20 protein-coding genes are annotated in these 20811 nt (G+C 66.1%); 7 read left to right on the top strand and 13 right to left on the bottom strand.

The genetic code is table 11. The features are described from left to right. Positions 1-19 precede the first annotated feature (19 nt). Positions 20-1144 carry a pyruvate dehydrogenase (acetyl-transferring) E1 component subunit alpha gene (pdhA, locus tag E4J89_RS09445; protein ID WP_240691822.1) on the bottom strand — a complete coding sequence of 375 codons (1125 nt, stop codon included), beginning with the start codon at positions 1142-1144 and terminating at the stop codon, positions 20-22. A 266-nt stretch (positions 1145-1410) separates the two neighbouring features. Between pdhA and E4J89_RS09440 the strand changes: the two genes are divergently transcribed. Continuing rightward, positions 1411-1872 (top strand): Lrp/AsnC family transcriptional regulator, encoded by a 462-nt coding sequence (locus E4J89_RS09440; protein ID WP_136785861.1) that lies wholly within the window; start codon positions 1411-1413, stop codon positions 1870-1872. 101 nt (positions 1873-1973) lie between these two features. Here E4J89_RS09440 and E4J89_RS09435 read toward each other — a convergent pair whose 3' ends face one another. The 8 genes from E4J89_RS09435 to paaA all read right to left on the bottom strand — a co-directional run bounded on the left by E4J89_RS09435 (position 1974) and on the right by paaA (position 8656). After that, positions 1974-2609 carry a dihydrofolate reductase family protein gene (locus E4J89_RS09435; RefSeq protein ID WP_136785860.1) on the bottom strand — a complete coding sequence of 212 codons (636 nt, stop codon included), beginning with the start codon at positions 2607-2609 and terminating at the stop codon, positions 1974-1976. Between the two features lie 88 nt (positions 2610-2697). Further along, entirely contained in the window at positions 2698-3648 is a 951-nt protein-coding gene (locus tag E4J89_RS09430; protein ID WP_346763379.1) for a 2-hydroxyacid dehydrogenase, read from the bottom strand. Positions 3649-3737: 89 nt separating this feature from the next. Next, positions 3738-4505 (bottom strand): enoyl-CoA hydratase-related protein, encoded by a 768-nt coding sequence (locus E4J89_RS09425; protein ID WP_136785897.1) that lies wholly within the window; start codon positions 4503-4505, stop codon positions 3738-3740. Positions 4506-4739: 234 nt separating this feature from the next. After that, positions 4740-5894 (bottom strand): 1,2-phenylacetyl-CoA epoxidase subunit PaaE, encoded by a 1155-nt coding sequence (gene paaE / locus E4J89_RS09420; RefSeq protein ID WP_136785859.1) that lies wholly within the window; start codon positions 5892-5894, stop codon positions 4740-4742. After that, a complete protein-coding gene (gene paaD, locus E4J89_RS09415) occupies positions 5895-6431 on the bottom strand; it encodes a 1,2-phenylacetyl-CoA epoxidase subunit PaaD (RefSeq protein WP_136785858.1) in 537 nt (178 codons plus the stop codon). It abuts the gene before it with no gap. 51 nt (positions 6432-6482) lie between these two features. Beyond that, positions 6483-7310: a 1,2-phenylacetyl-CoA epoxidase subunit PaaC gene (paaC, locus tag E4J89_RS09410; protein ID WP_136785857.1), complete on the bottom strand. Its 828-nt coding sequence runs from the start codon at positions 7308-7310 to the stop codon at positions 6483-6485. Beyond that, positions 7307-7639 (bottom strand): 1,2-phenylacetyl-CoA epoxidase subunit PaaB, encoded by a 333-nt coding sequence (paaB, locus tag E4J89_RS09405; protein ID WP_136785856.1) that lies wholly within the window; start codon positions 7637-7639, stop codon positions 7307-7309. The genes paaC and paaB overlap by 4 nt, the downstream gene beginning before the upstream one ends. Before the next feature lie 24 nt (positions 7640-7663). Next, positions 7664-8656: a 1,2-phenylacetyl-CoA epoxidase subunit PaaA gene (gene paaA / locus E4J89_RS09400; protein ID WP_136785855.1), complete on the bottom strand. Its 993-nt coding sequence runs from the start codon at positions 8654-8656 to the stop codon at positions 7664-7666. A 555-nt stretch (positions 8657-9211) separates the two neighbouring features. On the opposite strand from paaA, the gene E4J89_RS09395 reads away from it, so the two are divergent. The 6 genes from E4J89_RS09395 to E4J89_RS09370 all read left to right on the top strand — a co-directional run bounded on the left by E4J89_RS09395 (position 9212) and on the right by E4J89_RS09370 (position 15745). Further along, positions 9212-11404, top strand: a complete 2193-nt coding sequence (locus E4J89_RS09395; protein WP_136785854.1) for a S9 family peptidase — start codon at positions 9212-9214, stop codon at positions 11402-11404. Between the two features lie 222 nt (positions 11405-11626). Continuing rightward, positions 11627-12055, top strand: a complete 429-nt coding sequence (locus tag E4J89_RS09390) for a hotdog fold thioesterase (RefSeq protein ID WP_136785896.1) — start codon at positions 11627-11629, stop codon at positions 12053-12055. Positions 12056-12116: 61 nt separating this feature from the next. Further along, positions 12117-13454 carry a phenylacetate--CoA ligase PaaK gene (paaK, locus tag E4J89_RS09385; RefSeq protein ID WP_136785853.1) on the top strand — a complete coding sequence of 446 codons (1338 nt, stop codon included), beginning with the start codon at positions 12117-12119 and terminating at the stop codon, positions 13452-13454. 104 nt (positions 13455-13558) lie between these two features. Then, entirely contained in the window at positions 13559-14188 is a 630-nt protein-coding gene (locus tag E4J89_RS09380) for a TetR/AcrR family transcriptional regulator (RefSeq protein ID WP_136785852.1), read from the top strand. 136 nt (positions 14189-14324) lie between these two features. Then, positions 14325-14990, top strand: a complete 666-nt coding sequence (locus E4J89_RS09375) for a hypothetical protein (RefSeq protein ID WP_136785851.1) — start codon at positions 14325-14327, stop codon at positions 14988-14990. A 23-nt stretch (positions 14991-15013) separates the two neighbouring features. Further along, positions 15014-15745, top strand: a complete 732-nt coding sequence (locus E4J89_RS09370) for a nicotinamide mononucleotide transporter (protein ID WP_136785850.1) — start codon at positions 15014-15016, stop codon at positions 15743-15745. On the opposite strand, the gene paaZ is transcribed toward E4J89_RS09370, so the two are convergent. From paaZ to E4J89_RS09350, 4 genes are all read right to left on the bottom strand, one after another. Beyond that, positions 15726-17795, bottom strand: coding sequence for a phenylacetic acid degradation bifunctional protein PaaZ (gene paaZ / locus E4J89_RS09365; protein WP_136785849.1), 2070 nt, complete (start codon positions 17793-17795; stop codon positions 15726-15728). The two genes, E4J89_RS09370 and paaZ, sit on opposite strands and share 20 nt — an antisense overlap. A 277-nt stretch (positions 17796-18072) precedes the next feature. Next, positions 18073-19185: a M14 family zinc carboxypeptidase gene (locus E4J89_RS09360; RefSeq protein ID WP_136785848.1), complete on the bottom strand. Its 1113-nt coding sequence runs from the start codon at positions 19183-19185 to the stop codon at positions 18073-18075. A 200-nt stretch (positions 19186-19385) separates the two neighbouring features. After that, entirely contained in the window at positions 19386-20144 is a 759-nt protein-coding gene (locus E4J89_RS09355) for a tyrosine-protein phosphatase (protein WP_240691816.1), read from the bottom strand. Beyond that, positions 20141-20740: a GNAT family protein gene (locus E4J89_RS09350; protein WP_136785847.1), complete on the bottom strand. Its 600-nt coding sequence runs from the start codon at positions 20738-20740 to the stop codon at positions 20141-20143. Before E4J89_RS09350 ends, E4J89_RS09355 begins: the two co-directional genes overlap by 4 nt. Positions 20741-20811 lie beyond the last annotated feature (71 nt).

The raw sequence follows: 20811 nt of genomic DNA, 5'->3' as shown, positions 1-20811 counted from the left end.
GTCCTTCGGTGGGCGGCGGTCAGGCCGACTCGCGCGAGAGTTCTTCGCGCAGCATGGCGGCCTGCTCGCGCAGCTGGCTGGTCTTTTCGGTGAAGACGAACCGGAACAGGTCCTCCGGGTCCACTTCGGTCTCGGCGTTGAGGCCGTCGCGCATCTGGGCGGCAACCGTCTCGGCCCGGCCGGCGATCTCCTCTTCCAGCTCTTCGGTCAGGACGTTCAGCTCCTTGAGGTAGGCCCGCAGGCGGACCAGCGGGTCCTTGGGCGCCCACTCGGCCACTTCGTCGTCGGTACGGTACCGGGTGGCGTCGTCGGCGTTGGTGTGCGACTGCATCCGATAGGTGTGTGCCTCCACCAGAGCCGGGCCGCCGCCGTCGCGCGCGCGGTCCACTGCCTTGCCCAGCACGGCCAGCAGGGCGGCGGTGTCGTTGCCGTCCACACGCTCGCCCGGCATGCCGTAGCCGATGGCCTTGTGTGCCAGCGACGGCGCCACGGTCTGCTTGTTCAGCGGAACGGAGATGGCGTACTGGTTGTTCTGCACAAAGAACACCACGGGCAGGTGGAACACCGCGGCGAAGTTCAGCGCCTCGTGGAAGTCGCCTTCGCTGGTGGCCCCGTCACCGCAGAGAGCGACGACGACGGTGTCCTCGCCTTTGAGTTTGGCCGCGTGGGCCACGCCCACGGCGTGCAGCAACTGGGTGGCCAGCGGCGTGGCCTGGATGGAGACCTTGTGCTCGTACGGGTCGTAGCCGCCGTGCCAGTCGCCCTGCAGCAGGGTGAGGGTCTGCACCGGGTCGACGCCCTTAGCGATCACGGCCACGGTGTCGCGGTAGGTCGGAAACAGCCAGTCGCTCTCGCCGATGCAGAGCGCAGAGGCTACCTGGCAGGCTTCCTGCCCGTGCGAGGACGGATAAACGGCCAGCCGGCCCTGGCGGACCAACGCGTTGGCCTGGTCGTTGACGCGGCGGCCCACCACCAGCTCGCGGTAGGCCTGCAGCAGGGCCTCGCCGTCGGGCAGCGGGTACTTGTCGTTGTGCACGTGCCGGCCGTCCGGATCTACCAACTGCACGGGCTCGCCGGAGGGCAGCATGTAGGCCTCGGCGGTGACCGGATCGTCCATGCCGGCGCGGCGGGACGGATCGGCCATCGATCCCTCGATCGGGTTACCGATTGAGATAGTCATGGTGTCTCCCTCGAAATCCTTGGTCGGCCGCGGCGGTGTTGCCGCCCCAGCCAGGCCGTCCGGCCGTACCGCGGCCGCCTCTGCCTGAAGAAACTGTGTAGCTTTAGTATGAGATTGGGATACTTTTCGTATCCACTTCTGCGGCAAAGCGTGGAAAATTTGCGCAATCAGCCGTACGCTTGGAGACAAATTGTTACTGTGAGCTGGATAACCCCACGAGGTGTAGACGTATGGCAGAGAGCTCCCCGGTCAAAGTCCCGCAGCTGGACGAGATTGACCGTCGGATTCTGGCGGAGCTGACCAAGGACGGCCGGCTTTCGGTCACCGCGGTGGCGGAAAACGTTCACATCTCCCGGGCCCACGCCTACTCGAGGATCTCGCGGCTGACCGAAGCCGGTGTGCTGACCAAGTTCACTGCCTTGGTTGACCCGATCAAGGCCGGCCTCAAGGCCTCGGCCTACGTGACGCTGAAGCTGCGGCAGCACTCTTGGCGCGAGTTGCGCGAGGCGCTCCGGGCCATCCCTGAGGTACACCACATCGCCTTGGTCGGCGGGAACTTCGACGTCATCCTGCTGGTCCGCGCGGTGGACAACGTGGACCTGCGCCGGGTCATCTTTGACCAGATCCAGTCGATGCCCGGCATTCTGGACACCCAGACGTTCCTGGTCTTCGAAGACCTGGATACCCGCTGAGCCTTGCTCGCGGCCTGGTGTCGTCGTTCTTGTTGTCAGCCGTCGTTGTGGTGGTCAACCGTCCCCCGGTTGTCAGCCGCCGTCGTCCATGGCCCCGGTTGTCATCCGCCGTCGTCGCTCCGGCCTGCCACAACCTCGTCCATGTTGCCCGTCTCGACTTCTCCCGCGCGCTCGTAGACCAGCGCCACCGCACCCTTCTCGAAGGTGCGGGCCGGTCCCACCAGACGGAACGCCGCCGGAATCGTACCGGAGCCAAAGAGACGCTTGCCGCTGCCTACGGTGATCGGATAGAGCCATAGGTTGAGGCGATCCACCACGTCCTCGGTGAAGAGCGACTGCAACAGGTCGCCGCTGCCGAAGAGGTGCACCTCGTCATGACGTTCGCGCAGGTGCGCGGCAGCCATCGCATGGGGCAAGACCGTCGTTCCCGCCCATGACGGATCGGTCAGTTTGGTGGATACAACGTACTTCGGCGCCGCGTTGAACTTCGCGGCGATTGGAGAGTCGTCGCCGGCATTCGGCCAGTACCCCGCGAAGATGTCGTACGTCTTCCGTCCGAGCAGCAGCGCATCGATGCGGTCGATGACAGCGCCCATCGCCTCCCCGGATTCATCGTCGAAGAACGGTGTTTGCCAGCCGCCATAGCCGAAGCCGTTCTCCGGATCCTCGTCGGTCCCGCCCGGCGCCTGATAGACGCCGTCCAGGGTGAGGAACATGTTGGCCACGATGATGCCCATCTGTCATCCCTCCTTCGGCGCTGGGCGGCTGCCCCGACGCGCCGCCTCCATCCTGCTCGCGCCCCGCCGCGGTTGTCTAGCCCCGGAACTATCGCGGTTGAAGCTCGCTGGAACTGTTGCGGAAACAGCCTGGCTGCACCAGGTTCTGCGGCGTCTGGCCGGCGGCGATCGCCGCTAGCTGCTGCTGGAGGAGGCGGACGATCCGCGGTTCGAACGCTGTGGTGTCGCCGCCCAGGTGCGGGGTGATCAGCGCGTTGCCGGCCCGCCACAGCGGGTGGTCCGGCGGCAGTGGCTCGGGGTCGGTCACGTCCAGTGCACAGCTCAGCCGGCCGGAGACAACTTCGGCGGTCAAGGCGTGCGTGTCCACTACCGGCCCGCGGGCAACGTTGACCACTAGCGCGCCGTCCGGGAGAGCGGCCAGTATTGCGGCGTCGATCAGACCGTGGGTGGCGTCGGTCAGGGGCGTAATGGCGACCAGGACATCGTGGGAGGCGGCAAGCTGCTCCAGCTCCCCGGTGCCGTGGATGTGGCCATCGTTGTCATCCCGGGCGTGAGTACCCACCCGGGTCAGCTGAACCTCGAAGGGCTCCAGGCGGCGCGCGATTTCCATGCCGATGCCGCCCACGCCCACCAACAGGACCTTCCGGTCGGCCAAGGAGAGCCGACGCTCATGGCGCCAGCGGCCCTCTGGCTGGTCCCGGGCGGCTACGTCGATTCCCCGCAGCGAGGCGAGCATCAGGCCGACGGCGAGTTCCGCGGTGGAGGCCGCATGCACGCCGGCGGCGCTGGCGATCGCGATATTCGGTCCGACCACGTCGGCGATTCCGTCTACGCCGGTGGTCTGGGCCTGCACCAGCTTCAGGTTTTTCAGCTTGGCCAGACGCGGGAGGGCGCCTGCCGCATCAGGGTACGGCAGCACCACGACGTCGATCTGATCGACCTGCGCGCCGTCCGGTTCGCCGTCGAAATCCCACGGGACGGCCGATTCCGGCGGGAAGTGGCCCCAGTGCAGACAACAGTTCGCGGTCCGGGATGGCAACGGTCCAGGCAGCCGCCGTTGCGGCGGTTGGTTTGGCGCTCATGGAGCCATCCTGCCAGAGCCGGCGGGCTCTGGCAGGAGCGAGAACCTCAGCCCTTGAAGACCGGCTTGCGCTTCTCCTGGAAGGCCTTGAACCCCTCGGCGTAGTCGTCGCTCTTGCAGAGCCGGCCCTGGGCGGCGTTCTCCTCTTCGGTGGCCAGCCACAGGCCCAGCCGCTGGTCGCGGATGTTGGCCACCAGTTCCTTGGAAGCACGGAATGCACCGGTGGCGCCCTGGGCGACCTTGCCGACGATTCCCCGCGTGGTTTCCAGCAGTTCGTCCGCGGGCATGGCGCGGCTGAACAGCCCGGCCCGGACTGCTTCTTCGCCGCTCATCAGTTCGGCGGTGTAGATCAGGTCCAGGGTGCGGTGCGCGCCGAGCCGCTCGGTGAACAGCCAGTGCCCGCCCGAGTCCAGCGTTGCACCCAGGTTGGCGAACGGGGAACCGATCTTCGCCGAATCGGCAACGTACACCACGTCCGTGGCGATCAGCAGGCCAAGCCCGACGCCGAGCGCGGCCCCCTGCGCGGCGGCGAACGTGGGTGCGGGGAATTCCGCCATCTTCCGCAGCACCGGGGTGACAACGCCGGAGAGGTAGCCGTAGGCGTCGTCAGTGGCAGGATCCACCTGCGAGATGTCGCGGCCGGCGCAGAATCCGCGGCCCTCGCCGCGGAGCAGCAGGGCACGGACACCGGCGGCAGCGGCGTCGTCGTACGCCTTGCCCAGATCCACCACTGCCTGCTCGTCCAGGGCGTTCATCTTGGCCGGTGCATTCAGCACCACTTCGGCGACGTTGTCCTCGATGGACAGTTCGATCATGCTCATCCGTAGTTCCTCTCAGGGTGGCGCGGTTAGCGGATCTCCGCGCGTTCGCTGGCGCTCACTTGGTCGATCACCGGTGTCGTTTGCTGGCGCTCACTTGGTCGATCACCGGAAGCCTACGCTCGCTTGGTCTCCGCGCGTTTGCTGGCGCTCACTTGGTCGATCACCGGAAGCCTACGCTCGCTTGGTCGGCCACCGGTATCGTCAGCTCGCTTGGTCGGCCAACGGGGGCTAGGCGTCGTAGTCGACGGTGATTTCTTTGCTGGTCGGATGGGTCTGGCACGTGAGCACGTAGCCGCGCTCGATCTCGTCCGGTTCCAGCGCGTAGTTCTCCTCCATGGTGAACGTCCCGGAGACCACCTTGGCACGGCAGGTGCCGCAAACGCCGCCCGCGCACGCGAACGGGACATCGGGGCGTACCCGCAGCGCCGCGTTGAGCACCGACTCGCGGGCGTGCTTCGGCGAGGCGACCTTGCCGGTCAGCCCGTCGAGGGTGAAGGTGATGTCGTAGTTGTCTGCGCTGGGGTCCACCTGCACCGGGCGGCCGATGTTGCCCTGCGGCTTGGTCGGCTCGCCGGTGGAGAACAACTCGTACCGAATCTTGTCGGCCGGCACGCCGCGCTCGGCCAAGGTATCGCGGCACAGCTGCACCAGCTCGTACGGGCCGCAGAGGAACCATTCGTCCACGTCCTCGGTCCGCAGCACGCTGTCGAACAGGCTGGTGAGCTTCTCCGCATCGATCCGGCCGGAGAGCAGCGGCGAGATGCGCTGTTCGCGGGAGAGCACATGGTGCAGCGCAAAGCGGGTGGGGTATTTGTCCTTCAGATCCGCCAGTTCCTCCACGAACATCACGTCCATGGCCGCCTTGTTCGCGTAAACCAGGTCGAACCTGACGTTCGTGTTGGCGGCCAGCACCGTCCGGGCGATCGAGATCACCGGGGTGATCCCGGAGCCGGCGGCGAATGCCACGAAGGTGGCCTCGACGTCGGTATTGATATGTTCCGGATGGTTGATTTCCGTCATCTGGTGCTTGGAAATGAATGCGCCGGCCGGGCTCATCACGTCCAGCACGTCGCCGGCTTTGAGGTTGTCGTTGGCCCAATTGGAAAACAGGCCGCCGATGTCCCGCTTGATGGCCACGCGGATCTCGCCCGGCTTCGGCTCGGCACAGATGGAGTAGCTGCGGCGGATTTCCTGCTCCTCGAGCGTGGTCCGCAGCGCCACGTACTGCCCGGGCACGTAGTCGAACTGCCCCTGCAGTTCCTCCGGCACGGCGAACGTGACCTCCACGGCCTCGTCGGTGAGCTTGCGGACCTCGGCGACGGACAGCGGGTGGAACGTGCCGCGGCGTTTGGCCGCCGGGGCCTCCGTGGTGGAAGTAGTCATCTAAAGCACCTTGAAGTAGTCGAAGGGTTCGTGGCAGTCATTGCACTGGTACAGCGCCTTGCAGGAGGTGGAGCCGTAGCGGGAGAGCTCGCGGGTGTTGAGCGAATTGCAGAGCGGGCACTTCACGCTCAGCCCCACCTTGACCGGTCCGGTGCGGATCGGCGCGGAGCCCGACGGCGGCGCGATGCCGTATTCGTTCAGCTTCGCTTTGCCCTCGTCAGTCATCCAGTCCGTGGTCCAGGCCGGGGCCAGCACCAGCTTCACGCGGACGTCGGCGTACCCCTCGGCTGCCAAGGCGCTGGCGACGTCTTCGCTGATGGCGTCCATCGCGGGGCAGCCGGAGTAGGTCGGGGTGATGGTCACCTCGACCGCCGGCCGGCCGCCGTCGTCGGTTTCATCCAGCACTGAGACGGACCGCAGGATTCCGAGGTCCTCGATGGTCAGCACCGGGATCTCGGGATCGCAGACGGTGGCCGCAACGTCCCAGACGCGGGCTCCCTCGGTTTCAGCTGGCCGCTGCGCGGTGTTTGTGGACATGAATTGCTCCGTTGTTCCGAAGAGGACCTGTTCCGAAAGGACCGGCACCTGTTACCAGGTGGCGCCGGGATGTTCGCGGGCCAGCACCTGCATTTCGGCCAGCAGGTAGCCCAAGTGTTCGCTGTGCTTGACGCGGGTCTTGTCCGTCATTGCGGGCTGGACGTCCGGGACCTCCAGGGTGGCCTCGGCAAAAACAGCCGCGATGTAAGCATCGAAGCTTGCCCGCAGTTCCGAGGGCCGCACGGCGATGCCGTCCAGGCGGTCGATCAGGTCGTCGTCCTCGAACAGCTGCTGCACGTACGGCCAGACCGAGGTGAACCCTGCGGCGATGCGGCGGTGCGACTCCTCCGTACCGTCGCCCAGGCGCACAGTCCACTGCTCGGCGTGGTCGCGGTGGTAGTCCACTTCCTTGACCGCCTTGGCCGCGATGGCCGCCAAAGTTTCGTCCTGCGAATCGACCAGCCGCGAATACAGTTCGTGCTGGTAGGCGGCGATGACCAGCTGGCGGGCAATGGTCCTGCCGAAGTCGCCGTTGGGCTGCTCCACCAGGTAGCTGGAGCGGAACTCGCTCTCGCCGCGCCAGTAGGCCAGGTCGTCTTCCGACTTGCCCCAGGCGGAGCCTGCGTAGGTCAGGAAGGACCGGGCGTGGCCGATCTGGTCCAAGGCAATGTTGCCCAGCGCCACATCTTCTTCCAGCTCCGGCGCACGGGAGATCCACCAGCCCAGGCGCTGGGCCAGGATCAGCGCATCGTCACCCAAGCGCAGCGCGTAGTCGGCGACGTCCTCGCTGGCCTTGTTGCCCTCGGTCACCTGCTGGGCGATGTCTTCCGGACGCAGGGCATTGCCCGGGGTGATCCGGGTAGCGCTTTCGCCGCTCACAGGTGCTTCACCCCTTCGCTCTTCGTGTAGTACGTGGCGTGGCGGTAGTCCTTGCCCTTGGGCGATTCGAAGAACTCGCCCTTGGCGTCCGGGTCACTGGCCACAATGGCCGACGCCGGCACAACCCACAGCGAGACGCCCTCGTTGCGGCGGGTGTACAGGTCCCGGGCATTGCGGACGGCCATCTCGGCGTCAGGGGCGTGCAGCGAACCTGCGTGCACGTGGGAGAGCCCGCGTGAAGAGCGGACAAAAACTTCCCACAGCGGCCAAGGCTGCTTGTCCGACAATGCCGAGGTCTCCTCGGGCGCCGGTTTGACGGGCTGCGCCATTGACGTCTGGTCTCCTGTTGCCACTTAGGCCACCTGTGCTTTCTGTGCCTTCTTGGCCGCATAAGCGGCTGCTGCTTCGCGCACCCAGGCGCCGTTCTCATGTGCCTCGCGACGGCGTTCCATCCGCTGCGCATTGCAGGGGCCGCGGCCGGCGAGAACTTCGTAGAATTCGTCCCAGTTAAGTTCGCCGTGCTCCCACATGCCGGTTTCCTCGTTGTAACGGATCTCGTCGTCCGGCAGCGTCAGGCCCAGGACCTTGACCTGCTCCTGGATCATGCCGACGAACCGCGAGCGCAGCTCGTCGTTGGAGAAGCGCTTGATGTTCCAGGCCATTGACTGCTGCGAGTTCGGCGAATCGGTGTCAGTCGGTCCGAACATCATCAGCGCCGGGGCGTAGAAGCGGTTGACCGCGTCCTGGGCCATCTGCTTCTGGGCCGGGGTGCCGTTGGCCAGTTCCAGCAGGATCTCGAAACCCTGGCGCTGATGGAAGGACTCTTCCTTGCAGATGCGGACCATCGCGCGGCCGTACGGACCGTAGGAAGCGCGGCAGAGCGGCACCTGGTTGGCGATAGCGGCGCCGTCGACCAGCCAGCCGATGGCGCCCATGTCCGCCCAGTTGTTCGCCGGGTAATTGAAGATGGAGGAGTACTTGGCCTTGCCCGACATCAGCTGCTCGTTGAGCACGTGGCGCGGGGTGCCCAGCGTCTCGGTGGCGGAGTAGAGGTAGAGCCCGTGGCCCGCCTCGTCCTGCACCTTGGCCATCAGGATGGCCTTGCGCTTCAGGCTGGGGGCGCGCGTGATCCAGTTGGCCTCCGGCTGCATGCCGATGATTTCGGAGTGCGCGTGCTGGGACATCTGCCGGGTCAGCGTCTTGCGGTACTTCTCCGGCATCCAGTCGGCGGGTTCGATCCGGGAATCCTCGGCGATGATTTTGTCAAAGTAGGCCTGTCCGGCCTCGTCCTCAGCGGACGGCACGGCGTGCAACTTCTGGTCGCCGGCGTCGGTCTGCGTTGCCACGATGGTCACCTCACTGTACGTAGTCCGGCCGCGAAATAATTACCGACCGTTCGTTCAGGATATAGGGGCCCTGCGGGAGCGTCAAGGCTGAGACAGACCGCGGCCATGGCACGTCCGGCAAATAGTCACTGCCCTCCATGAGGACATTCCGCGCCGCCACACGAAGAAGCCTCCACCGACCCGCGGTAGAGGCTTCTTCGTCAACTCTTGAAGAGATGGACGCTAGATGGCCGAAGCGATCCATATGATCAAGGCAATCGCTGCCAGGACGCCCACAATTGTCCAAATGAGGTTGCTTCCACGCATTTGCTTTCTCCCTTCTGTCCAGTTGTTTTCAATACACACGAGAAATGCTCACGGGGCAAGAGGCCAAACTGCCTGCTGACTCCGCGCACCGCCCTGTCCCACCGGCCCCGACCGGTGCAACTGCGCCGAAAACGGACCGCGCCGCCTGACGAATTGTCCGTTGAAATTGCTCTCCAATTCCCGGGCCTCCTTGTCCACCCTGAGCCAAACCGCAGCCGCTGCCGACCAGTCCGTCTATATATTGATGCCATGACGCACTCCGCCGCCGACACTGCCAATATCTCCTCCCCCACAGCCCGCCCCGAACCTCCGGTGGCCCGCAAGGTTCCCACCGAGCGTTCCCACCACGGCGACACCTTCGTGGACAACTACGAGTGGCTGCGGGACAAGGAGGATCCGGACGTCGTCGCCCACCTGCAGGCGGAGAACGCCTACACAGAGACCGTGACGGCGCATCAGCAGCCGCTGCGCGAGGCGATCTTCCAGGAAATCAAGACCCGTACGCAGGAAACGGACTTGTCCGTCCCCGTGCGCAAGGACGGCTGGTGGTACTACGGCCGCATGGAAGAGGGCAAACAGTACGGGATCCAGTGCCGGGTCCGGGCCTCGGACACCGGCGATCGCGCAGCAGACTGGACTCCCCCGCAGGTTGAACCCGGCCAGCCGGTACCCGGCGAGCAGATTCTGCTGGACGGCAACGCGGAAGCGGACGGCAAGCCGTTCTTCTCGCTGGGCGGCTCGGCCGTCACCAAGGACGGCAGGTTGTACGCCTATGCCGCGGATTTCGCGGGCGATGAGCGCTTCACCCTGCGGATCAAGGACCTGGACACCGGCGCGCTGCTGGACGACGTCGTGGAGAACGTCTTTTACTCCCTCGCTTTCGACCCTGATGGCAGCCGCGTGTTCTACACCGTGGTGGATGAGTCTTGGCGCCCGTACCAAATCAAGGCGCACTCCATCGGCACTTCGGTGGACTCCGACGTCGTGATTTACCAGGAAGACGATCCGGCCATGTGGTTGGGTTTTGAGCTCTCCTCCGACCGTCGGCACTTGGTGATCGGCATCGGCTGCTCCGAATACTCCGAAACCCGGCTGCTGGACTTCGCCGAGCCGGATGCCGGACTGCAGACCCTGATCCCGCGCAGCGAGCGGGTGCTTTACGATGCCGAGCCGTTCCTGCTGGACGGCGTGCAGAAAGTGCTGCTCACGCACAATAAAGACGCGGTGAACTCGATGGTCTCGTTGGCCGACCTGACTGAGTTCTCCCAGCCGTTGGGCGCGCAGCACTGGGACACCGTGCTGGAACATGATGACCGGGTGCGTGTCAACGGCGCCGGCGTCACCTCCACCCACGTGGTGCTGTCGATCCGCAAGGACACCATCGAACGTGTCCAGGTACTGCCCCTGGCCGGCCTGGGAACCGACAGCCAGGCAGCCCCGGCGGAACCGAGCTTCGACGAGGAGCTGTTTACTGCCGGCATAGGCGGCTCCGACTACGAAGCACCGATGATCCGGCTGGCCTACACCTCCTTCCTGACCCCACCCCGGATTTACGACTACGAGCTGGCCACCGGCACACTGCATCTGCGCAAGGAAACGCCGGTGCTGGGCGGCTACGACCCGGCCGACTACATTGCCGAACGCGAGTGGGCCACGGCGGCCGACGGCACCAACATCCCGCTCTCAGTGATCCGCCGGGCCTCGGTGCAGCGCGACGGCAGCAACCCGGCCCTGGTTTACGCCTACGGCAGCTATGAAGTCAGCATGGATCCTGCCTTCAACACCGCACGGCTGTCCCTGCTGGACCGCGGCGTGGTCTACGTGGTGGCCCACGTGCGCGGCGGCGGCGAGATGGGCCGGCACTGGTACGACGACGGCAAGAAACTGCGCAAGAAAAACACCTTCACCGACTTCGTGGACGCCACCGACTGGCTGGCGGCCTCCGGTTGGGCGGACCCGGCCCGCATTGCAGCGATGGGCGGCTCGGCCGGCGGGCTGCTGATGGGTGCCATTGCCAACCTGGCACCGGAGAAGTACGCGGCGATCGTGGCGCAGGTGCCGTTCGTGGATGCCCTGACGTCCATCCTGGATCCAGACCTGCCGCTCTCGGCGCTGGAGTGGGAGGAGTGGGGCAACCCGATCACCGATCCGGACGTGTATGCCTACATGAAGTCCTACTCCCCATATGAGAACGTGCGGGCGGCGGCCTACCCGAAGATCGCCGCAGTAACCAGCTTCAACGACACACGGGTGCTCTACGTCGAGCCGGCCAAATGGGTGGCGGCCCTGCGCGAGACCGGAACTGGGTCCGATCCGATTGTGCTCAAGACCGAGATGGAGGCAGGCCACGGCGGCGCCTCCGGACGGTATGAGGCTTGGAAGGACCGGGCATGGGATTACGCTTATACCCTTGATGCGATCGGCGCCACGGAACTGGTCTAGCGTCGGCGGGGCGGTGCCTCCCGGGACAGCGGGCGGCGCCGGCCCATGCCGCTGCTCCACGCTGCCCGAGCCCTCTGGCCCGTCTTGACTTGGATCACATTTCAGGATTACCTAATGAACATTCGGTATTAAAAGCTAGGGGCCTTCATGACGGACATCGACGTCGACACTTCCCTCGACCATCCGGCGGACAGCAACGACCTGCAACCGGGAGAGCGACCCATGCATCCGGCCTTCGTCGACGACCAGGCCGCCCAGTGGATGGGCGTGGAAATCCTGAAGGCGGAGTTTGGCGACGTCGTCATCCAGATGCGCCTGCGCGAGGAAATGCTCAACGGCTTCGGCATGGCACAGGGCGGCATGGTGTTCGCCTTCGCCGACGTGGCCTTCGCGCTGGCGTGCAACGACCCGGACGGCGACGGCAGCACCATCACGGTAGCCTCCGGCGTCGACGTGAATTTCCTCAACCCCGGATTCGCCGGCCGACTGCTGACCGCCAACGCCCGGCTGGTCAACCAGACCGGCCGCAGCGGCCTGTATGACATCACCGTCACGCAGGAGAATCCGCACGGCGGTGCTGACGTGCTCCTCGAGTTCCGGGGCCGCTCCCGCACCGTGCCCAACCCTGCCCGCAAGCCCTCCGCATCCTGACCACGCCGCCCACAGCCACCCGCCGAGCACTACAGCCCGACCCGCATCGAAGGACCGTCCCATGACCGCCACCACCGGCACCAAAGCCCGCAAGACCACTCCCGCCGCCGAGGACACCCTCGACCCCGAGGAGCTGATGAGCCGTGACGAACTGGAAGCCCTGCAGCTGCAGCGCCTGCAGCACACCGTCGCCTACGCCTACGAGCGGGTGCCGATGTACAAAAAGAAGTTCGACGACGCCGGTGTGCGGCCCGAGGACCTCAAGGAACTGTCTGATCTGGCCAAGTTCCCGTACACGGACAAGGAAGACCTGCGCCAGGCCTACCCGTTTGGCATGTTCGCCGTGCCGCAGCAGGAAGTGGCCCGCATCCACGCCTCCTCCGGCACCACCGGCCGGGCGACCGTGGTCGGCTACACCCGGAAGGACATCCAGAACTGGGAAACGCTGTTCGCCCGCTCCATCCGCGCCTCCGGCGTGAAGAAGGGCTGGAAGGTCCACAACGCCTACGGCTACGGCCTGTTCACCGGCGGACTCGGCGCCCACTACGGTGCGGAGAAGCTCGGCTGCACGGTGATCCCGATGTCGGGCGGCCAGACCGAGAAGCAGATCCAGCTGATCCAGGACTTCGAACCGGACGCCATCCTCTGCACCCCCACCTACCTGCTGACCATCGTGGACGCGATGGAGCGCGCCGGCCTCGACCCGGCCAAGACGTCCCTGAAGGTCGCCGTGCTCGGCGCCGAACCGTGGACCGACGAGATGCGCCACGAGCTGGAGAACAAGCTGGACATCGACGCCTGCGACATCTACGGCCTGTCCGAGGTGATGGGCCCCGGCGTGGCCGGTGAATGCGTGGACTACAAGGACGGCTCCACCATCTGGGAGGACCACTTCCGCCCGGAGATCATCGACCCGCTGACTGATGCGGTGCTGGACGATGGCCAGGCCGGCGAGTTGGTGTTCACCTCGCTGACCAAGGAAGCCATGCCGGTAATCCGCTACCGCACGCACGACCTCACCCGGCTGCTGCCCGGCACCGGCCGCCCGAACATGCGCCGGATCGGCCGGATCACCGGCCGCTCGGACGACATGATCATCCTGCGCGGGGTGAACCTTTTCCCCACCCAGATCGAGGAGATCGCCCTGCGCATCCCCGGCCTGAGCCCGCACTTCCAGCTGGAGATCACCCGGCCCAACCGGATGGACGAGCTGACCGTCAAGATCGAGCGCCGCGAGGACTGCACCGCTGCGATGGCCGTCGAAGCGTCCCGCGAGCTGCAACGGCAGATCAAAATCCACGTGGGCTCCAGCTGCAAGATCGTGGTCGCCGACCCCGGCACCCTGGCCCGCTCCAGCGGAAAGCTGCGCCGGGTCTACGACCTGCGCGACAACGCCTGACCGGTCCCGGCAACCTCTTAATCGACGCGCGACGGCGGGTGCCCGGCTTGGCCGGGCACCTGCCGCACGCATTACCGACCTAACGGTCGTGGGAGAATAGAACAATGGTGAAGACAAAGGCTCAGGAGACAGTTCGCCGCGGCCGCCCGGGCTACGACCAGCAGTCGGTGCTGAACGTCGCCGTCGGCGTCTTCAACAAGCACGGCTACGAGGCCACGTCGATGGGCATCCTCGCCGAGAACCTGGGGATCTCCAAGAGCGCCATCTATCACCACGTTCCGTCCAAGGGCGACCTCCTGCGGTTGGCCCTGGAAGAAGCATTGGGGAGCTTGGAAGCCGTCCTGGAAAACCCGTCGGCTTCCACCGGCCGGGCCGATGCCCGTCTGGAGTACGTGCTGCGCGGCACCGTTCAGGTCCTCTGCGACAAACTCCCCTATGTGACCCTTCTGCTGCGCCTGCGCGGCAACACCGAGATCGAACGCGACGCGTTGGAGCGCCGCCGCACGTTCGACCACACGGTCGCTGAATTGGTGGACGCGGCCCGGACGGAAGGGTCCCTCCGCGGAGACATCGACCCGCGGATCACTGCTCGGCTGCTTTTCGGCACCATCAACTCCATTGTCGAATGGTACAAACCGGGCGGTCCGCTGTCGCCGCAGAAGCTCGCCGACGACCTGATCGCCATGGTGTTCGATGGCCTCCATCTGCCCGCCGCGGCCCGTGTGATCGCCTGACCCACGCCGCTCTGTCCCATCGCGACAGCCGGTCCGGCCGGTCCGCTTCGGGCCCGTTTTATCGGACCATAAATGCCTGCTGAATTCCCGGTCAGCGCCTGCTAGGCTGGCGTCAACCAGTCGGCGTTATGGGGACGTGATCGATATGGATGGGGTGTCCTGGTGGGTGCCGGCGCTGAATATGGCGCTCACGATTGCGGGCATTGTCTTGTTCTCCTACCGGGTGTTCTGGGCGTGGCTGCTGCCGGTTGCCTCCACCGCCGTCCTCATGGCGACGGGCATCCCCAACGGACGCTTGAACACCAGCACGATCTTCGTGATGGCTGCCGCCCTCTACGGCCTCTGGAAATGGACCCAGTACCGGCGCGTAGGAGTCCATGTGCCGCTCCGCGCGGCGCACGGCCGTGAGTGGGGAATCGGCGCCGGCCTGTTGCTGCTGTTGTACCTCCTGAACGCGTTCGCCGGTGTGACGCCGCTGGCGGAGATCGGCCCGCTGTATCTGTTTAATGCACTGCTGGCCGCCCTTCCGGCGGTGATGTATCTGGGCTTCGCGCACGGGGTCATCCAGTCCTGGTGGCTGGGCGTGTCGCTCTCGCTGTCCACCATGTTCCTCTCCACCCTCCAAAACGCGCCGGTCTGGTTCACGGTATATGGCGCGGTCGCTGCAGCGCTCCAAGTCTTCGGTTACCTGACCTGGCAGCGCGCGATGCGGCGGCGGGTGCGGAGCAAACATCGACTGGAGCCAGCGCATCCAGGCCGTCCCGCCACACCCGGCACCGGCGCCCCGGGCCGGACCGCGTAAGCAGCCACGCGGAGGCCGGCAGCATGGACTGGATCATGGCGCTGAAGGTCCCGGACGGTTCTGCCGGCGCGCTAGTCTCCGTGGGCCATCTGCAGGCATTGGTCGGACTGCTCGCCGTCTTCCTGTTCGGGCTCCGCACGCGCTGGGCCTGGCCGGTGCTGCTCATCCAGCAGGCGATGGTCTTCCTGCTGCTGGTCATCCCGAATTTCGACGGCGGAGCCGCGTTCTTCATCAACGCCTCCGTCGTCGTGGCGCTGTTGCTGCCCTGCTACGGTGCCTGGCGCTGGCGCGCCGCGGCCGTGACCCTCTCCCCCGACGGCGCCGCATTGCCCGCGGTGCAGGTCCGCCGGGCAACCGGCCGCGATTGGGGCGTGGCCCTGCTGGCCTTGACCGCTGCCACCTTGTTGTTCATGGCCAGCGACGTTCTGGCGGGATTTCCACTGGAAGGCGGCTTGCTGACCGTGCTGGTGCTGCAGGCGTTCTACGGGGCAGTGGTCACGGTGGTGTATCTGGGCTTGGCCCACCGGATCTATGAGGCGTGGTGGCTATGGCTGGCTTTCGCCGTGGTGCAACTGGCCACGTCGCTGGTGTTTCCCAGTCCGCCGACTTCCCAGCTATTGAACGGGGCGACGGTGCTGCTGGTGCTGATCGCCTTCTGGCGCTGGCACACGGCCGTCTATTACCCGCCGATCCCCGGGGCCGAAGCCGCCGGGGACGCGGCAGGAGGGGCTCCGGCTACTTCTCCACCAGTGTGAGCACGTCGTAGGTCGCGACGATCTCGTCGTTCTGGTTGGTCAGAACCGCGTCCCAGGCGACTTCGCCGTACTCGTCCGTTTCACGCGGCGTGATCCGCTTGGCGGTGAGCGTCACGCGGATCGAATCTCCGGCGGCCACCGGGGTAATGAAGCGCAGGTTCTCCAAGCCATAGTTCGCCAGCACCGGGCCCGGCGCGGGCTCCACGAACAGGCCGGCACCCCAGGCGAGCAGCAGGTAGCCATGCGCCACGATGCCGGGGAAGAACGGATTGGCGGCCGCGGCTTCCTGGTTGGTGTGCGCGTAGAACGTGTCGCCGGTTTCGTTGGCGAACGCCGTGATGTCCTCCAACGTGACCTGGCGCAGTTCAGAGCGCAGTGCATCGCCGATCTTCAGCTCGGCCAGGTTCTTCCGGAACGGATGGACGTCGTCGAAATTCTGGTCGGCGCCGGTATGCCACACCCCGGTGACCGCCGTCAGCATGTTCGGCGATCCTTGGATGGCGGTGCGCTGCATGTGGTGCAGTACGGAGCGGATGCCGCCCAGCTCCTCGCCTCCGCCGGCGCGACCCGGGCCGCCGTGAATCAGGTGCGGGACCGGTGAACCGTGTCCGGTGGACGTTTTGGCGTCCTCGCGGTTGAGGACCAGCACGCGGCCGTGGTGCGCGGCAATTCCGGACACCAGCACGCGCGCGGCTTCCGGGTCGTTCGTCGCCACGGTTGCCACCAGCGATCCCGCGCCCTTGGCGGCCAACCGCACGGCGTCGTCGAGATCCTGATAGCCGATCACGGAAGAGACCGGCCCGAAGGCTTCGAGCGAGTGCACGGCCTCCGCCTCCGCGTCCGCCCAGGTCAACAGCACCGGAGCCATGAAGGCCCCTTCCGAATCGCCCACGGTCCCGTCGGCGCGGGTAACCTGCGGCGCGTCGAGCGTCCCGTAGGCCAGTTCGCCACCGGCGTCGACCATGGCCTGGACCGCGGCGCGGACGTCGTTGAGCTGTTCCAGCGAGGCCAGCGCGCCCATGGTCACGCCCTCGGCGCGCGGGTCTCCGACGACCACGCGCTGCTCAATCCGGGCCCGGACGGCCTCGGCCACGTCCTGGATCCGGTCATGGGGAACGATGGCGCGGCGGATGGAGGTGCATTTCTGGCCGGCCTTGGCGGTCATTTCGGTGACCAGCGACTTGATGTACGCGTCGAACTCCGGCGTGCCTGGCGCCGCATCCGGGCCGAGGATCGCCGCGTTGAGCGAATCCGCCTCGGCGGTGAAGCGGATGCCTCCCTGGGCCACGTTCGGGTGGGACTTCAGCAGGTTTGCGGTGGAGGCGGATCCGGTGAAAGCCACCGCGTCGCGGTAGTCCAAGTGATCCAGCAGGTCGCGCGCAGAACCGGAAATCAGCTGGAGCGAGCCGGCCGGCAGGATGTTCGATTCGATGATCAACTTCACCGCGGCGGCGGCAACGTAGCCAGTGGGCGTGGCCGGCTTCACGATCGTCGGGACGCCCGCGATGAAGGCCGGGGCGAATTTCTCCAGCATGCCCCACACCGGGAAGTTGAAGGCGTTGATCTGCACGGCCACGCCGGGGATGCGGGTGTAGATGTGCTGGCCCATGAAGGAGCCGTCCTTGGCCAGGACCTCGGCCGGTCCGTCCACCACGATCTGCGAGTTCGGCAGCTCACGGCGGCCCTTGGAACCGAAGGTGAACAGCACGCCGATCCCGCCATCGATGTCGATCATGTTGTCGATCTTGGTGGCACCGGTGCGGTGCGAGACCTCATACAGCGCCTCACGCCGGGCGTTCAGGTACTGCGCCAGTTCCTTAAGCTTGAGCGCGCGCTGGTGGAACGTGAGCTTTCCCAGCGAGGCCTGGCCGACGCTGCGGCCGTGTTCGACGGCGGCGGCCAGGTCCAGGCCGTCGGTGCTGACCCGCGCCAGCACATCGCCGGTGCTGGCATCGCGGACCTCGGTTCCGGAAACATTGCCCGCAGGCGTCCACCAGGCATCCTGGATGTAGCTGGGAACAATCTCGACATCAACGGCGGTAGAGGTCATCGTTGACAGCCCTTTCTCTTCCCTCGGCCGGACGCTGGTCGCGGATGTCCGACGGGAACTTAAAATACTGAACGGTCGGTCGGTAACGTACCTAGACTACATGACCGTGCTGCCGCGCACAGCCCCTCTCCGGTGCAGCTCGCAGGCAGCGGCACCATCGGCCGCCACCGTGCAGGACCAAACCGGCGCACCCCGCCCGGCAGGATGTGCTGCCGGGCGGGGTACGTGGCGTACAGTCCGTGAGCCCGCGAAGACAACGGACCGGGCTGCGACGGTGTTATTCGTGGGGGTTCCGGATCGGTTCACCCCGCTCGCGCAGGTTTTCGACCGGTTCCAGGCTGGCGGTTTCCCATGACCCATCGGCAACCGCCTCGAGGACCGCTTTGCCGGCTACCTCGGCCGTCTTGGCGATGTACCCGTTGGACTTGGCGTCAATCCCTCCGCGCATTTCGAACAGCACGGAGGCGGAGCCCAGCAGACCGTAGGCGTTGCGTGCGATGCCGGGCGTGCTGGTGCTCGGATAACGGGTGATGTTGGCGTAGCCGTACTGGTCCAGCTCGCTGAGCATCACCGAAACGGCCCGCTGGGACTTTTCGATCGTTGCAGCAAACTCGTCCGCGATGCCGAGAGCTTCCGCCTCTTCCACCGCATTCGGCCACATCGTCGATCCGGTGATCATCCGTCCGTCGTCGTCCACGTACGTTCCCTGGTGGTGGAAGTCCAGCACCAGATCGGGCCGGCGTTCGTCCCAGAGCAACCGCATGGCGATCGCTTCGGGAACCGGGTTCAGGTTGTCATCGCCGGCCAGATAGGGGTGATCGTAGGCGTTGTCGCTGTAGGAGTGATAGCGGTTCATGTCATAGCCGCGGCCCACCTGGTAGAACGGGTCGCACGGCGCTTGGGTGCAGCTCGGGTCGTAGTTCTGCCGCCACGGGGTGGTGTTTCCGGCCTGGTCCGTGACATCGGCGTCGAATCCGTCCACATTGACGCGGGGCACGATGGTCACGGTGAGTGCCTCGCGAATGGCGCGGGCGTCGGGGTTGTTGCCGGAAATACTTCTGATCAGACTGATCATCGCCTCGGAAACCACGTATTCGTCGCCATGCTGGTTGGCGATGTACATGACGTCTGTAGGCCCGTCGCCAATCGTGACTACCGGGATCTCCCGACCGGTGTTGCTCGTCAGCGGCGCCGCTGACAGGTCGAACGCGCCCTTGGCCCGGCCCTCAATGCTCTCCAGCGTGGACCACAATTGCTCGTAGCTATGTATGGCGGCCAGGCTGGACGGGTTCTCGCCCGGCCAAGGGCCGTTAGGTTTGCTCTGCGGTTCGGCCACCGCACTCGCTGCGAACCCCAGGGGCAGCACTGCGCCCAGGGCGACTGTAGCCATTACACGTTTTAGCCTCACATCAACCTCCGGATAACCGTTTAAGACTTGCTTGGCTCCCTGAGTGTCGGCCAGCGGGTGCGGCAAGGCAAGAGGTCACGGCCCCCGGCGCGACCGGAACGCTGAATAAGCCCCGACGGCCGCGCCTCAGCCCGTGCTGCCGGCGCGGAGGACCTGGCGTTAAGGCTTCGGCAGGGTTGCTGTCAGCCTGCCATTCGGGCGCGGAGGGCCTCGATGTCGCTTCGGGCCAGGCCATGGCGCAACAGGAACGGTTCCACATCCAGCTGGGACAGCACCTGCAGCAACGACCCGCGCATGTCGGCCACGCGCGCCTCCAGTTCGTCGCCGCTGATGTAGCTCTCCACCGGATGCCGGTAGGGGCTGATTCGATGCCAGTCGTTGATACCGCGGATGCCTAGCTCATGCGCGTCGGCGATCTGCCCGGCCGGCACCCCGGCGAGCTGCAGCAGCATCATGGAGACCAGCCCGGTGCGGTCCCGCCCGGCGGAGCAATGGACGACGACGGCGCCTTCCGCGTGTGCCAGCGTGCGGAAAACCTCGGCGATCAGTTGCGGGAAGATCCGCACGTTGTCCAAATAGAAGCGCGGATGGTTCATATACGGCGCATTGGCTGCGAGTTCCGGATGCCCGGGCTCCTCCGTGGGCCGGTTGAGCACGGTGACCCTTTCCAGGGCAGCCGGCGGAACCACCGGATCTGTCGGACGGCGCGATCGTTCACCCGGGTTCCGCAGATCCACAATGGTGCGTACCCCGTCGTCGTACGCCTGCTGCCAGCCGGCGGCCGTCAGCCATTCCGCTCGGCCCATCCGGAAGATATCCCCCGCCACGCGGCGGGCGTTGACCGCGCCTTCCCAGCCGACGACACCGGAAAGGGCGCTGCTCGGACGCGGTGCGACGGCGGGGTCGCCGGCCGGCCCGGGACCCTGGGTCCGGCCGCTCACGGCGTGCGCTCCTTGTCCACCCGTTGCCTCAACCGTGCTTTGACGTCCGGCCACTCGGAGTCCAGCACGGAGTAGACCACCGTGTCGCGGATCCGGCCGTCGGGCATCTTGGTATGCCTGCGCAGCACGCCGTCCTGCCGGGCTCCCAGCCGCTCGATGGCGTCGCGGGACTGGCGGTTCATCCGGTCGGTGCGGAATTCCACCGCGCAGCAGCCGAGGGTTTCGAAGGCGTGGCCCATCAGCAGCAGCTTGCTGTCGGGGTTGGTTCCGGTCCCCTGCGCGCTGGCCCGGTTCCAGGTGTAGCCGATCTCTACCCGCGGCGCGGCTTCGTCGATATTGCAGAACGTCGTCATGCCCAGCACGGTGTCGTCGGACAGCCGGCGCACGGTAAACGGAATCATCCGGCCCTGGTCCTGGAGTTCCAGCCGCCGCCGGATTTCCAATTCCATGGTGTGCGGCGACGGGATCCGCGTGTACCAGAGGTTCCACAGTTCGCCATCGCGCACCGCATCCTCGAGCTCGGGCAGGTGCCGAACCCGCAGAGGCTGCAGCTTCACCAGGCTGCCGGTCAGTGTCAGCGGTTCGAACAGTGCCATCCCAGCAGCCTACAACCGTGGCGCGCCACGAAGGAGTGGGCCGGTTAAGGCGTCGACGCTGGCCAGTTAAG

Origin of the sequence: Arthrobacter sp. CAU 1506, from assembly GCF_005047635.1 — a bacterium.
Lineage (GTDB): Bacteria > Actinomycetota > Actinomycetes > Actinomycetales > Micrococcaceae > Crystallibacter.
Note: the sequence above shows the minus strand (reverse complement) of the source record. Positions and strands in the feature narration are given on the sequence as shown.

Bases quoted from the DNA above. Each gene is read 5' to 3' on its own strand.
- pdhA (WP_240691822.1), bottom strand. From the start codon at position 1,144: ATGGCCGATCCGTCCCGCCGCGCCGGCATGGACGATCCGGTCACCGCC.
- E4J89_RS09440 (WP_136785861.1), top strand. From the start codon at position 1,411: ATGGCAGAGAGCTCCCCGGTCAAAGTCCCGCAGCTGGACGAGATTGAC.
- E4J89_RS09435 (WP_136785860.1), bottom strand. From the start codon at position 2,609: ATGGGCATCATCGTGGCCAACATGTTCCTCACCCTGGACGGCGTCTAT.
- E4J89_RS09425 (WP_136785897.1), bottom strand. From the start codon at position 4,505: ATGATCGAACTGTCCATCGAGGACAACGTCGCCGAAGTGGTGCTGAAT.
- paaE (WP_136785859.1), bottom strand. From the start codon at position 5,894: ATGACTACTTCCACCACGGAGGCCCCGGCGGCCAAACGCCGCGGCACG.
- paaD (WP_136785858.1), bottom strand. From the start codon at position 6,431: ATGTCCACAAACACCGCGCAGCGGCCAGCTGAAACCGAGGGAGCCCGC.
- paaB (WP_136785856.1), bottom strand. From the start codon at position 7,639: ATGGCGCAGCCCGTCAAACCGGCGCCCGAGGAGACCTCGGCATTGTCG.
- E4J89_RS09395 (WP_136785854.1), top strand. From the start codon at position 9,212: ATGACGCACTCCGCCGCCGACACTGCCAATATCTCCTCCCCCACAGCC.
- E4J89_RS09390 (WP_136785896.1), top strand. From the start codon at position 11,627: ATGCATCCGGCCTTCGTCGACGACCAGGCCGCCCAGTGGATGGGCGTG.
- paaK (WP_136785853.1), top strand. From the start codon at position 12,117: ATGACCGCCACCACCGGCACCAAAGCCCGCAAGACCACTCCCGCCGCC.
- E4J89_RS09380 (WP_136785852.1), top strand. From the start codon at position 13,559: ATGGTGAAGACAAAGGCTCAGGAGACAGTTCGCCGCGGCCGCCCGGGC.
- E4J89_RS09370 (WP_136785850.1), top strand. From the start codon at position 15,014: ATGGACTGGATCATGGCGCTGAAGGTCCCGGACGGTTCTGCCGGCGCG.
- paaZ (WP_136785849.1), bottom strand. From the start codon at position 17,795: ATGACCTCTACCGCCGTTGATGTCGAGATTGTTCCCAGCTACATCCAG.
- E4J89_RS09360 (WP_136785848.1), bottom strand. From the start codon at position 19,185: ATGGCTACAGTCGCCCTGGGCGCAGTGCTGCCCCTGGGGTTCGCAGCG.
- E4J89_RS09350 (WP_136785847.1), bottom strand. From the start codon at position 20,740: ATGGCACTGTTCGAACCGCTGACACTGACCGGCAGCCTGGTGAAGCTG.